The organism is Thioalkalivibrio versutus (genome assembly GCF_001999325.1).
Lineage (GTDB): Bacteria > Pseudomonadota > Gammaproteobacteria > Ectothiorhodospirales > Ectothiorhodospiraceae > Thioalkalivibrio > Thioalkalivibrio versutus.
The window spans coordinates 111,170-125,177 of record NZ_MVAR01000003.1; the positions used below are offsets into that span (position 1 = coordinate 111,170).

Annotated in this window: 3 protein-coding genes; 1 reads left to right on the plus strand and 2 read right to left on the minus strand. The window is 65.7% G+C overall.

Translation table 11 applies throughout. From position 1 onward, the window contains the following. Window positions 1–18: 18 nt before the first annotated feature. Window positions 19–8,661: a glycoside hydrolase family 94 protein gene (locus tag B0684_RS01055; RefSeq protein WP_018650039.1), complete on the minus strand. Its 8,643-nt coding sequence runs from the start codon at window positions 8,659–8,661 to the stop codon at window positions 19–21. 817 nt (window positions 8,662–9,478) lie between these two features. On the opposite strand from B0684_RS01055, the gene B0684_RS01060 reads away from it, so the two are divergent. Continuing rightward, window positions 9,479–12,106 (plus strand): hybrid sensor histidine kinase/response regulator, encoded by a 2,628-nt coding sequence (locus tag B0684_RS01060; protein ID WP_018650040.1) that lies wholly within the window; start codon window positions 9,479–9,481, stop codon window positions 12,104–12,106. A 101-nt stretch (window positions 12,107–12,207) separates the two neighbouring features. On the opposite strand, the gene B0684_RS01065 is transcribed toward B0684_RS01060, so the two are convergent. Then, the gene (locus B0684_RS01065) at window positions 12,208–13,959 is read right to left on the minus strand and encodes an EAL domain-containing protein (RefSeq protein WP_026313046.1); all 1,752 of its coding nucleotides are present in this window, start codon (window positions 13,957–13,959) and stop codon (window positions 12,208–12,210) included. Window positions 13,960–14,008: the final 49 nt, after the last annotated feature.

Consider the following 14,008-nt stretch of genomic DNA (forward strand, 5'->3'; position numbering starts at 1 on the left):
GGCATCGGTGGCTGGCGATCACGCCTTTGTAACGAGATGGAGTTCGACATGATGCTCCTGGTGGTCGTCCACCAATGGGATGCGTGAATCCGGGCACTCGACACCGTCCACCGTCATGCGGGTCACCTGACCTTCGGGTTCCCCGGTCGGCCGGATGGTGATGTGGTAGACCGTCTCGCGGTAGCGGTAGTGGATGCGGTAGGCGTCCCAGTCCGCAGGGATGCGGGGCGTGATGCGCAGATGGTCGGCCTCCAGGTGCAGGCCCAGCAGGGTCTCGACCGTCAGCCGGTACATCCAGCCGGCCGCCCCGGTGTACCAGGTCCAGCCGCCGCGGCCGGTGTGCGGTGGGGCGCCGTAGATATCCGCGCACATCACGTAGGGCTCGACCCGGTAGCGTTCGATCGCCTCCGGGGTGCTGCCCTGGTGGATGGGATTGAGCATGGCGAAGAACTCCCAGGCGCGTTCCGTGTCGCCCATCCTGGCGAATGCCATCGTGGTCCAGATCGCGGCATGGGTGTACTGGCCGCCGTTCTCGCGCACACCGGGGATGTAGCCCTTGATGTACCCCGGTTCCAGGTCGGAGTGGTCGAAGGGCGGGTCGAGCAGCTGGATGATCCGCGCGTCGCGTCGCACCAGGCGCGTGTCCACCGCCGCCATTGCCTGGCGGGCGCGCAGCGGGTCGCCACCCCCGGAGAGGATCGCCCAGCTCTGGCTGATCGAATCGATCTGGCACTCCTCGTTGCTGGACGAACCCAGCGGAGTCCCATTGTCGAACCAGGCGCGCCGGTACCAGGCACCGTCCCAGGCTTCGGCTTCGATGTTGTCGCGAAGCGCTTCGGCCTGCGCGGTGCACAACTCGGCAAAGTCCGCGTCGCCGTGGTTGCGCGCGAGGTCGGCGAATTGCTCGAGATTCTCGAACAGGAACCACGCGAGCCATACGCTCTCGCCCTTGCCCTCGTTGCCGACCAGGTTCATGCCGTCGTTCCAGTCGCCGCAACCCATCAGCGGCAGGTGGTGCTCGCCGAAACGCAGCCCGTGCCGAAGGGCGCGCACGCAGTGTTCATAGAGGCTGGCCGATTCGGACGAGGTCTGCGGCTGGTCGTAATAGGCCTCCTCGTCCGCATGGAGTTCGCGGCCCTCCAGGAACGCGATGGACTCGTCGAGCACGCCGGTGTCCCCGGTGGCTGCCACGTAGCGACAGGCGGCATAGGGCAGCCACAGGTAGTCGTCGGAGAACCGGGTGCGCACGCCCTGGCCGTTGGGCGGGTGCCACCAGTGCTGCACGTCGCCCTGCGGGAACTGGCGTCCGGCACAGCGAAGCAGCTGTTCGCGGGCCAGCCAGGGCGTGGCATGGACGAGCGCCATGGTGTCCTGCAACTGATCCCGGAACCCGTAGGCACCGCCGGACTGGTAATAGCCGCTGCGGCCCCACAGCCGGCACGATATCGTCTGATACACCAGCCAGCCGTTGGCCAGCACGTTCAGGGCGGGGTCGGGGGTGTCCACATGCACCGCGCCCAGCGTGTGATTCCAGAACTCCCAGACCGCTTCGAGTGCGTGGCGCGCGCCGGCGCGTCCGCCGAATTGCTGGATGTACTGGCGCGCCTCGTCGGCGTTGGCGGCCGCACCGAAGACGAACACGATCTCTTGTTCCTCTCCTGCAGCCAGTTCGATCCGGGTCTGGAGCGCGGCGCACGGGTCGAGGCCGGGCCCGGTCTTGCCGGACAGCCGCTTACGGCGCATCGCCTCCGGGCTGGCCAGCGAGCGGTTGCGGCCAATGAATTCGTTGCGACTCCCGCTGATCCAGCGCTCGCGTCCGCCAACATGGGCAAACACCACCCGGTTGGCGCATTCGCGGCCGTAGGCATTGCGGGCCAGCAGCGCCCCGGTTTGCGCATCGACTTCGGTGACGATGTGCATCATGTTCGCGTGCCGCCACTCGCCGAGCACCAGTTCCCAGTACCCGGTCAGCGACAGGCTGCGTGGCCGCTGCGATGTGTTGCTCAGTTTGACCCGCACGATCTTCACCGGAGCGTCCATGGCGACGTAGGTATGCAGCTCCGAGGCGATCTCCGATTCGGTGTGCTCGAACACGCTGTAGCCAAACCCGTGCCGGCATACGTAGCCGGATTGGCCGCGGGCTGGCAGCGGCGTGGGTGACCAGAACATCCCGGTCTCCTCGTCGCGGATATAGAAGGCCTCGCCGCTGGCGTCGGAGAGCGGATCGTTGTGCCAGGTGGTGAGGCGGAACTCGTGCGCGTTCTCGACCCAGGTGTAGGCACTGCCGCTCTCGCTGACGACCGTGCCAATGTGGGGGCTGGCGATGACGTTGACCCACGGCGCCGGGGTCGTCTGGCCGGGCTCCAGGGTGACCACGTATTCATGCCCGTCGGGGGTGAAGCCGCCCATCCCGTTGCTGAATACCCGCTCGCGTGACGCCAGCGGATGAACCGCTTCGGGGGTGGCAGGCTTGGCGGGTTCCAGCAGATCGGAGGCACGCGTTGCGGTCACTCGCCGGTCCACCGATCGGCCCGGCTTCGAGCGGCGCCGATCCACCGATCGTCCCTTGTTCGAGACCCGCCGATCCAGCGACTTGGCCGACAGCCTCCGGTCCATCTCTTCGCTCAGGGTCTTGGCCGTGTCGCTGAAGACGATCCGCGCCACCGTCTGCAGCAGGACCCGTTCGTCCTCGGTCAGTTCTTCGGCACGCCGCACGAAGACCCCGCCGGGGTGGTCGACGACCTGCGCCTCGGGTCCGGCGTGGATCAGCCCCATGATTTGATCCTGGAGCAGGGCGCGGTAGCCGGAGAAGTCCTCGTTCACGATCACCAGGTCGGCGGCCAGGCCCTTCAGACGCCAGTAGGTGTGGGCCTGCAGGATCTGTCTGACCAGGCCGATGCGATCCAGGTTGCGGATGTGCAACAGGACAATGGGCAGGTCCCCCGAGATGCCGAAGCGCCACAGCCCGGACTGGCCCAGCCGGTTGCGCGCGATGGTGGCGGGCTCGGTGCGGCGCAGGGCGTTGCCGTACACGACGGAACTGGCCAGGCGACCGAAGAGCTGGGCATCGACTTCGGTGGCATTGATGTGGCGCAGCACCTCCTGGCTCTGGAACCAGGCCATCTCGAATGCCCGCTCGACAAAGTAGCGGTCGCAATACTTTTCCAGCAGGGCCAGTGCGGTCTCGCGGGTGTCCACGGCCCCGGAGATGATCTGCACGCTGGCCGACTCGTCGGGCGCCAGGGTCAGGGTGCGGCGGATCGCGACCACGGGATCGAGCACCGGCCCATCCGTATTGGAAAGGGTCGCCTCGCTGTCCGGCTTGTCGAGCACCAGCGGGTTGGCGGCGCTGCGCCCGCGGCCGATGAAGCGGGCACGGTCGGTCTCGTAGGAGGGTTCGTCGGTTGTCGCACCCGGGGCCGCCATCAGGTGGAACATCCAGGGCACTTGTTCGCCCGGCGTGCGTGGGCGCCGCGTGCAGAGGATCGCCTGGCGCTCCGGCAGGATCTCGGTCTGCACGAACAGATTGCTGAACGAGCGGTGCGCGAGGTCGTTGTTCAACGGCGCCAGCACCACCTCCGCGTAGCTGGTCACCTCGATGTGGCGGGTACTGGACGACTGGTTGGTGAGGGTGACGCGGCGGATCTCGACATCGTCCTCGGGCGAGACACAGATCTCGGTGTGGGCCTCGATCGCGTGGTCGCGGCGGCGGTATTCCGCCCGCCCCTGGACGAAGATCGCCTCGTAGTGGTCGGCGGGGCGCAGGGTGGGCTGGTGGGCTGTCGACCAGTAGGTGCCGCTGTCGCGGTCGCGCAGGTAGATGAACGTGCCCCAGCCATCGGTGGTGGCATCCTCGCGCCAGCGGGTGACGGCGAGGTCGCGCCAGCGGCTGGCGCTGCCGCCGGCATGTGTCGCCACGACGTGGTAACGACCGTTCGACAGCAGATGAACCTCGGGCATCGGCGTGTCCGGGTCGGTGAACATGCGCATGATCGAACCGGTGTCCGCGCCGGAGGGTCGAGCGGCGGCACTGACCTCCGCGGCGTGCGGGTGCACGGTGGCGCCCTTCTTCGGCACCCGTTCCTGGAGCAGCAATTCGGTCGCCCGCACCAGCGGATCGGACATGAAACGGCGCTGCATTGGCTGATCGAGCAGGACATGGGCAAAGGCGAGCAGGCTCATGCCCTGGTGATGCGCCATGAAGGAGCGCACAACGGCATGCGGATTGCCGTGCGGCACCCGGGTCGCCGTATAGTCGATCGCCTCGTAGAATCCGTAGGCGCCGAGGAATCCCTGATCCGCCAGGTTCTGGAGGTTACGGCAGGCGTCCTGCGGTGCCACGGTCAGGGCCAGGGCGCTGGCGTAGGGTGCGATCACCAGGTCATCGCCCAGCCCCCGCTTCAGGCCGAGGCCGGGCACGCCGAAGGCGCGGTACTGGTACACCTGATGGAGATCCGTGGCGCTGTAACAGGACTCGGATATACCCCAGGGCACTGCCCGTTGACGGCCGTATTCGATCTGGCGTGCCACGGCCGCCTTGCCGGTCTGGTCCAGCAGGGTATTGGCGTAGCTCGGCATGATGAGCTGCGGCATCAGGTACTCGAACATGGAGCCGCTCCACGAGATCAGGCTGATGTCGCCTCCATGGCGAGTCAGCAGGCGGCCGAGCGTGAACCAGTGTTTCTGCGGCACCTGTCCCTGCGCGATGAGCAGGAAACTGGCCAGGCGGGCTTCCGATGCCAGCAGGTCGTAGCACGATGGGTCACGCCGCCGTTCGGTGACGTCATAGCCGATGGCCAGCAGGTCGCGCGGCGCGTCGTAGAGAAACTCGAAATCCATGGTCGCCAGTGCGCTGCAACGCCCGATCAGGTCATCGATGCGGTCGATCTGCGCCCGGGCCCCGCCATCTCCAGTATCCGCTCGGGCCAGTTCCGCCAGCGTCGGGAGGCCGTTGTCCGGCCACGTGGCGGGAACCAGCCGCGCGAACTCTTCCTGGAGGGCCTTGGCCTGGCGCTGGAATGCCTGCGTCCAGGCCTCCAGTTCAGGGTCGATTTCGGTACCTGGCGACGGCTCCTCGAGGAGCATGCCTCCGAGTCGGTGAAGCTCGCCGAGTGCACGGGTGGCGGCCTCCAGGGTCTGCGGGGGGGCGTTCAGCATCAGGGTGCGCAGGGTCTCCTGCAGCCGGCTGACGGTTTTCGTCAACTCGGGCGCGGAAGCAGGGGGCAAGTGTTCGGCGAGCACCTCCAGGGTGTCCTGTAGGCCCTGCCACGCGTTCGCGGTCAGTATCGGTTGGTGCTTCAGTTCCTCCAGGCCGGCTTGCAGGGTCAGCAGGCTGCCGGCCAGGTTACCGCTGTCCACCGACGATACGTATTGCGGCTGGAGGGGTTGCAGCGTGCGGGTGTCGTACCAGTTGTAGAAATGCCCGCGATAGCGTTCCAGCTGCTCCATCGAGCCCAGGGTGTTGCCGATGCGTTCCAGGCATTCCCCGGTCGTGAGATAGCCGAAATCGACCGCCGCCAGATCGGCCAGTAGCGCCATGCCCATGTTGGTCGGCGAGGTCCGCGTGGCGATGGCCGAGGCGGGGGATTCCTGAAAATTGTCGGGTGGGAGCCAGTGATCTTCGGGGCCGACGAAGTCCAGGAAGTAGCGCCAGGTACGTCGGGCCACGGCCCGCAGGAAGGCCCGCTGATCGGCGCTCAGGTCCGGAGTGGAAACGCTCAGCGGCCGGCTGATCCACCAGCCGATCACCGGCGAGACCAGCCACAGCAGCAGGATCGGGGCGGCGGCAAGCCAGACCGCCGCCGGGCTGCCGGTCAGGGCCAGTAGCACGCCCAGCACGACGGCAAGGCCGGGTGCGCTCGCCATCTCCCGGAAAAAACCGGCCGGCGTCTGGCGGGCGTTGCGGCGCGCGTACGATGGCAGGTACCACAGCAGCAGACCGCTGCGCGTGTACAGCATGCGGATGCCCGAGTGCAGGATCGCACCCACGCTGATCCGCGCGTCGTAGGGCAGGAAGGCCAGGGTCAGCAGGGCAAGCAGCAGCGGCCGGCCGGTCGACCGTCCGGTCAGGTTCAAGTGTGGCGCCCAGTCGCGTCCGGTGGGCTTGTCGATCAGCTCGATGATGCTGGACAGCAGGGTGGGCAGGAGCACCACGGCCACGACCAGCAGGGTCCACAGCCACGCCGGTCCCAGCAGCCAGCCCCCTGCAAGCAGGAGCACCAGCGCGGGCGCGACCAGGCTGCGCCGCAGGTTGTCGAACAGTTTCCAGCGCGACAGGGCCGAGAGGGGGTTCGGCTGGCGCGGTCCCATGGATCCGTCCGGGCCGGGCGGCCCCGGTACCCGCGGGCGCAGCCAGCCTGCCAGTTGCCAGTCGCCCCGTATCCAGCGGTGGCGCCGACTGGCCTCGATGGCAACACTGGCCGGGTGTTCCTCGATCAGTTCGATATCGGTCACCAGGGCCGACCGCGCATACCCGCTTTCGAGCAGGTCGTGACTGAGGATCAGGTTCTCCGGGAAGCGTCCGTCGACGGCCTGGCGGAACGCATCCACGTCGTAGATGCCCTTGCCAATAAACGAGCCTTCGCAGAAGACGTCCTGGTAGACGTCCGACACTTCACGGGTATACGGGTCGAGGCCGGACTCACCGGCAAACAACCGGCTGAAGTGCGACTGCTCGGCGCTGGTCAGGCTGATCATCGCGCGGGGCTGGAGGATCGCATAGCCCTCCACCACGCGACCCTTGTCGGGGTCGTAGACCGGGCGGTTGAGCGGATGCGCCAGATTGCCGATCAGGGCGCGGGCGGCGTCGCGCGGTAGCTGTGTATCGGTATCCAGGGTGATGACGTACTGGATCGAAGCGAGCACGGACGGATCGCCAACAAGATCGGAGAAGGCGGTCAGGGCTTCGCCTCGCAGCCGCGCATTGAACTGCTCCAGCTTGCCGCGCTTGCGCTCATGGCCCATCCATATCTGCTCGAACGGATTCCACACCCGGGGCCGGTGGAACAAGTAAAAGATGCAGGGGCGGTCGTCGCTGTAGGTCTGGTTGAGTTGTTCGACTGCACTGCGCGCATGGGCGAGCAGGGCCTCATCCCCGGGCATGGTTTGTTCGGGCGCGTCGCGGAAGTCCGTCAGCAGGGCGAAAAACAGGTTGGGATCGCGATTCCCGAGATAGCGGATCTCCATGGCTTCGAGCAGATCATCGACGTCCTGCGGACTTCCCAGCAGGGTGGGTACGACCACCATGGTGCGGTGGCGGTCGGGAATCCCGTGGGAAAAATCCATGCGCGGCAAGGCCCGTGGTGGCAGAACGCGCGTGTACAGCAGGTTTACCAGGGCGATCGCCAGCGCCGAGGCGGCGATCAAGAGCGGAAGCGCAAGCAGCCAGTTCCACCCGGAACCGGCGCCGAAGAAGCCTCCAAGGGATGCCGCAACGCCTGCGATGAGGAGAGTGAGCAACCCAATGGGCCCCAGATACAGGGGCAGGCTGTGTTCCCGGAACACCCCGCGGATGCGGGATCTCCACGAGGGCCGGTAGCCCACTGCATGCTCCAGGTCCGGACGTCCCCGGTCGACCAGGTAGTAGCCCACATGCACACCGCGGTCGCGGGGGTTCCGGTGTGTGGCTGCCGCTTGCGCCAGACCGATGGCTTCGTGCGCGACGCTCGGTTCGCTGCGGCCGCTGTGGCGCGCCACTTCCTCAATGACGTGGCGATACCGGTCGCGGGTCGCGAAGTCCTGGCCGGCGTAGCTGCCCATCGGATCCTCGCTCAGGATCCGTTCCACCACGCTGAGTGACTCGACATACTGCTTCCAGTCCATCGAGGAGATGAACCGCAGGCTGCCGATGCAGTTGGCGATGGAAATCTGGTTGGCTGCCGCCGTGCGTCCATACGCCTCGGACAACCCGGTAGTGGTGACCCCCTGTTCCTGCAACCGTTGCTCGACCCAGGTCTGCACGAAGGCCATGGACGGCCCCTGCGCCTGGAGCCGGCCGTAGAACTCCTCCACAAACGGCGCCGTCAGCGGCACATCGGCACTGGCAAACTCGGCCAGCAACTGGATCAGCTGCGCGGGTTCGCGTTCGGCGGCCGCGAGCATGCGGTCCGCCCAGGTGATGGCCGCGTCACGTTCCACGCGACGCTGGGCGATGCGCACCCCGACGCGGCGCAGGTTCTCCAGCAAGGCCAGCTGGAGCATGATCGGGAACGCCCACAGCTCACCGAGTTTCAGGGGCTCGACGGTTTGATAGGCGGCGATCATCTCGGTGGCGTTGTCGCGATCGACCCGCCCATCCATGTGCGAGATCAGTCCCAGCGCCAGGTCGTAGATGCGCGGGAATCCCGCCGAGGGGCCATCGGCCAGGTGCGGCAGCTGCCGGCTGTAGCCGTCGGGCAGATGGCGTCGTGCCATCGCGATCTGCTGCTCGATCAGATAGAAGTTGTCGAGCAGCCACGCCTCGTCCGGCACGATTCGCTGGCCCGGTACTTCGGCACGGGTCGCGGTGATGACATCGTAGGCCGCGATCAGGACCCGTTCATTGTCCGCCAGGCGCGGCAGCAGCCGGTCCGGTCCGGGGCGGGGATCGATACGGTGCTGCTCGGCCAGCGTGACCGCATGCCGCTTGAGCTGCTCGACGCTCAGAAGCTCCGAACGCAGCAACTCGGTGTCGCGGTCGTGGCGAAGCGCCTCGCGCGTACGCGAGGAAGATCCGAACGCCTTGATGTCGATGACCTTCTCCTTGTCCGGACGCAGGTGGGTCAGGGCCGGGCTGGCCTACCCCGTCGTAGGCAACGATTTCAGTCTTGCACCTTGGGTCAGCGCCGTATGTTCGCCAGCGCACGGTTGCCTGGCGTTAAACGTGATCCAGCGGGAAGTCGAGGCCGCCAGACTGGGCAGGGGACACGGATGGCGTGAGGGGCTCGGCTGGAGCGGTCGGATCAGGCCTGGACCCGGCACGGAGTCGCCCGCCTCTGCGGGGCAGGGACGGGGAGCCCAGCACGGCTGGTGGTAGGGAGGGTTTCTCGAATAGTGGGTGCGGCAGAGTGCTCTCAGGTGCTGAACGCTATGGCGCTTGGGCAGGAGATGGATTTGATGCATTGGTCAGCGCCGCACTTGGCAAAGAGGAGTAGTGGTTTCGACCGCGCGACCCACATGCCTGACATGGCGCCTTCTTCGTCTGGCCCCGCATCCGATCGGCGACCCGCTGGAGGTGCGGTTTAGCCTGGGGCCTGACCTGCCTGACACTCGCTCTGCTCGACTGGAACTCGCAGCGACAAAAAAGCCCCTTGCAAACGGCCCGCGGAAACGGGGTCGAGCGCAAGCGGAGTACCATCAGCGACTTCAGAGGCCCGCTCGCGCGGCGTGCCCCAAACCAGCGAGTTTCCGAAAATCCGGGGCGGTTCAGAAACCCGGAGCGGTTCATCCACGGGGGTGCTCGTTGGTCCATGCGTATTTGGCTTGAAGGTAGTTGGACGCAATGACGAACATGGAGGCTTCAGAACCGCGGAGCTGGGTCCTGGCCGCGACGGTGTATTCCGGCATGGCGCTCATCCTGGCGACCGAGTGGGTGACGCAGCTCGGCTTTGCGCACGGATTTCTCTACATACCGTTGATTGTGCTGGCCTTCTATGCCGGTGGTGGTCGCTTTCTGGCATTGGTGACTGCATTGGCGGTGGCCGCGATCTGGGTTGGATTCTTGCTGTCACCCTCCGCGCCAGAAGGTTTTTCGATGGGGTACGTGCTGGCGAACCGGCTGGGGGCAACGGCCGCTGTGCTGGCGGTGTTCTTTGTCTTTTACTACCACCAGTCCGTCTTTGCTCAGGAACGCAAGCGGCTGGAATGTCTACGCGATGAGCGCGCGCGCTACGAGCAGATTGCGGACGTGATGCCGATCCAGGTCTGGACCGCAGGACCGGATGGCGAGCTGGACTATGTCGGGGCCCAGTTTGCGCGCTTTTCCGGGGCTTCCAAGGAGGGATTTCTGAGCGCCTGGCGCGACTGTCTCCACCCGGACGATCGCGACCCCACGCTCGAGCAATGGGGCCGGGCTGTGGCGACAGGAGAGCCCTATCTGCGCGAGGTGCGCCTTCGGCGTGCGGATGGCGAGTACATCTGGCATCTGGCCCAGGCGATCCCGGTGAAGTCGGCGTCTGGCGTCGTCCAGCGCTGGCTGGGGTCGGCCATCGAGATCACGGCGTTACGGCAACTGCGCGAGGAGGCCCGGGCGCTGGATCTTCGCCTGCAGGATACCGTCGAGAGCATCACGGACGCGTTCTTCACGGTGGACCGGGAGTATGGGCTGACCTACGCCAACCTCAAGGCGAGGAGCTTGCTCGGGTTGCCGGGTGGTCCGGAAGAGGCCCGTTCCATCTGGGGCAAGGGGCGGTTCTCGCCGAGCGACCCGTTCGGGGTGCAGTTTCGCCGGGCAATGCGGCGGAGGGAGGCGGTCATCTTTCAGGCCCATTTCGAAGCCCGCGGTGTGTGTCTTGATGTGCGGGTTTATCCATTGCCGGATGGCTTGGCCGTATACCTTCTGGATGTGACCGAGGAGCGCAAGCAACAGCAGGAGCTCAAGCTGCTGCGCGCGGCCATTTCGCGCATCAACGACATTGTCCTGATCACGGAAGCCGAGCCGATTGAGTACCCGGGGCCGCGGATCATCTTTGCGAACGAGGCGTTCGAGCGACGTACCGGGTACACGCTCGACGAAGCCATTGGAAATACGCCGCGCATGCTCCAGGGACCGGGGACGCAGCCTGCAGAACTGCGCAGGATTCGGCGCGCCCTGGAGCAGTGGCGTCCGGTGCGGGCCGAGCTCCTGAATTACACCAAGAGCGGCGAGGAGCTGTGGTTGGAGCTGGATATCGTGCCATTGGCCGACGAGACGGGATGGTTTACCCACTGGGTGTCGGTCGAGCGCGATATCACGGCGAAACGGGGGCTGGAGCGCGAGCTGATGAACGCGCAGCGCATGGAGGCGACGGGGCGGCTGACTGGTGGTCTGGCGCATGATTTCAACAATCTGTTGACCGTCATTCTGGGCAACGTCGATCGACTCGCAGAGCATGTGCCCCAAGGGTCGCAACCGGCTCGGCTGCTGCGGGTCATCGAGCAGGCCGCGGAACGCGGCCGGAACCTCACGCAAAGCCTGCTGGCCTTTGCCCGACGCCAGACCTTGTTGCCCGAGAGGCTGGATTTCCAGGATCTCCTCGAAGAGATGCGGCCGATTTTCGAGGCCTCGCTCGGGCAGCGGAGTCGACTGGTCATCCTGACCCCGGATGAAGCAGTCCTGCCGGTGCATATGGATCGAAGTCAGCTGGAGAGTGCCCTGCTGAACCTTGCCTTCAATGCCGCCGATGCGATGCCGGAAGGGGGCGTGCTGGAGATCGGTATGCGCAACGCGGACGGTGACGCTGCTGTGGGTGCGCTCGACGCTGACGCTGACGCAGGCGACGGCGATTTCGTGCTTGTGACGGTCCGGGATACGGGCACCGGAATGTATCCGGACGAGCTGGACCGTATCTTCGAGCCGTTCTTTAGTGGCAAGGCGACGGGGCAGGGCAGCGGCCTGGGTCTGAGTATGGTGTTCGGTTTCCTCCAGCAGTCGGGTGGGTCGATTCACGTCGACTCCGAGCCGGGGTCGGGGACGACCTTTACGTTGTTATTGCCCGCCTCGAGCGAACCGGCCGATTCGTGCGTAGAACCGGTACCGGACGTGTTGGACAAGGGGTGGGGGCAGGTCATCCTGATCGTCGAGGATCACCCCGAGATCCAAGAGCTGGTGGCGGGGATTCTCCGCGAAGCGGGCTTTGAGACGTGCGAAGCTGAGGATGCCGACACGGCGATCGAGATTCTTCGTAGCGATGTCCATCTCGACCTGTTGTTGTGCGATGTGGTGCTGCCTGGCTGTTTGTCGGGAACCGATGTGGTCGCGCAGGCGCGCGAGATGCGACCGCACCTGCCCATCGTCATGGCATCGGGCTACACCGGTGACGAGCCGATGGTGGGCAATCCGTCCGGAAGCTCTGCACCGGTGCTTCGCAAGCCCTATCGCAAGGCACAGCTCCTGACCGCCATGCATCAGGCGCTGCACAAAGGGGGCTGAGCAGTGGGCGAGCCGCAGTCATCGGTGAGCGAGTCCCGCCGCCGCTGGTCCTTGAATGCCGGACGTGCGCCAGCGGCGGTCCGCTCTCCGGTCACGCCATTTCAATGTGACGAGTAGGCTGGATCCAGTTCCGTTTCTTCGCTCTCGGGCACAAGGGTGGGCGAAAGCGGCTTGATCTGGGAATACTGAACATCCATCAGGCTGTCAATCTGGGTATGTTCGAGCGGTTTGCCGAGCAGGGGACCCTGGAGTTCGTCGCAACCCAGCTGCACGAATTCGCCGAGTTGCGTGGGATTCTCGATCCCGGCGCCAATCACCGAGAGTCCCAGGTCATGCGCCATCCGCACGATGGCCTGGATGGAGCGCGGGTCTTGCAGCTTCCCGGAGGTGTAGCACAGGGCCTTGGCATCCAGCTTGATCGTGTCCAGGGGGAGGGTGCGCAAGTGGGTGAGCGGCACATGTTTGCCGTGGAAGCTGTCTACAACACAGCGCATGCCGGACGCTCGCAGATGGCGCAGATGCCGCAGTTGCCGACCTTTCAAGGACATCACGTAGCGTTCGTGGATCTGTAAGCCCAGTTGTGCCAAGGATAGGTTATGGGTCCGCAGCTGCCGCGCCACCTCTCCAAAGAAGGTGTGGTCATGCAGCATGTGAGGGTGCAGGTCCAGATAAACGACGGGCTCGTAACCCTGGGCTTTCCACTCGGCCAGACGTTCCACAACGTCCTCGACTACCCAGCGGGCAAAATGCTGGACCATCCCCGCGTGTTCGATCAGGGGCAGGAAACGGCTGGGCGGGATGAGTCCCCGGATGGGATGGTTCCAGCGGGGCAAGGCCTCGAGCTTGAGGAACTTGCGGCTGCGCAACTCGAGGACCGGCTGATAGACCACCTGGATTTCCTGGTCCTCGATGGCCTTGGCGATCTCGCCCAGCAGTTGCGTGTCGCCGTGCCAAGAAGGGGCGGGTCCACCGGAGTTCAGATCGGACTCGGCCGTCAGCGCATCGCGCGCACGCGCCAGCAGGCGGCTTGCGGCGTCGCTCATGTTGGAGAGCGGGGCGGCCGTATCGCCCATGCCGGGGCTCGCTGCGAGCGGTTCCATGCGTTGGCTGACCGTGCTTGAGACCAGCTCGGTATGAATCTCGAGCCCGTCAATCTGGAGCGGGGTCTCGCGGACCGAGCGCAGTCGCTCGGTCTGCTCGGCGGGGTTCCAGGGTGCATGCGAGCTGTTGACTACGGAGAGCGAGTCCGGGGCCGAATGACTGACGAAGGTGCCCGCGGGCATCACGAGGCGGATTCGCTCCGCCAGAACCTGCATGACTTCATCCATGCGCCGTGTGCCGAAGCGCTGCTGCAACGCCTTGAAATTCGCTACCCGCACCTCCGTGACATTTGCGTACTGGTCGCGGCCGGTTGTGCTGCTCAGCAGAACTTCCACGTGTTTCTGCGCAGAGTCGTAATCGGGTTCGCCATTTTCCGGATTGAGCCCTCGCAGCAGGTTGACGCGGCCCTCGAGGTTACAGACCGCGCAGGAGAGCATACCGACCAGCACCCCGATCACGGTCAGCCACGTGGCGCGGATGCCCCAATCCAGCCAGAGCCAGGCGTGTTCCGGCGCTAGGGTCAGGGCGGAGTAGGGAGCGATCAGCGCGGCCGCAAACAGAGCTGCGAAAAAACCTCCGTAGATGCCAAACGCCAGGGCTGCGAGGATAACGGGGGCAAACAGGAATAGCGTGAAGGTGCCCTGCTGGCTGTCGTCGACGTAGAGAAAGGCCAGACTACTGACGAACACCAGGACCACGAGCGCCGCCGACTCTTTCGGGTTGCGGCGCAGGGCGTGGACGAGGTCGGTCATCCCCGAGAGCGAGGGGTTCCAGTCGCGCATGAGCTGGTCTAATTTCCGT

What these genes read in the sequence shown, in the direction of transcription:
- B0684_RS01060 (WP_018650040.1), top strand. Translation starts at nt 9,479, where the DNA reads ATGACGAACATGGAGGCTTCAGAACCGCGGAGCTGGGTCCTGGCCGCG.
- B0684_RS01065 (WP_026313046.1), bottom strand. Translation starts at nt 13,959, where the DNA reads ATGACCGACCTCGTCCACGCCCTGCGCCGCAACCCGAAAGAGTCGGCG.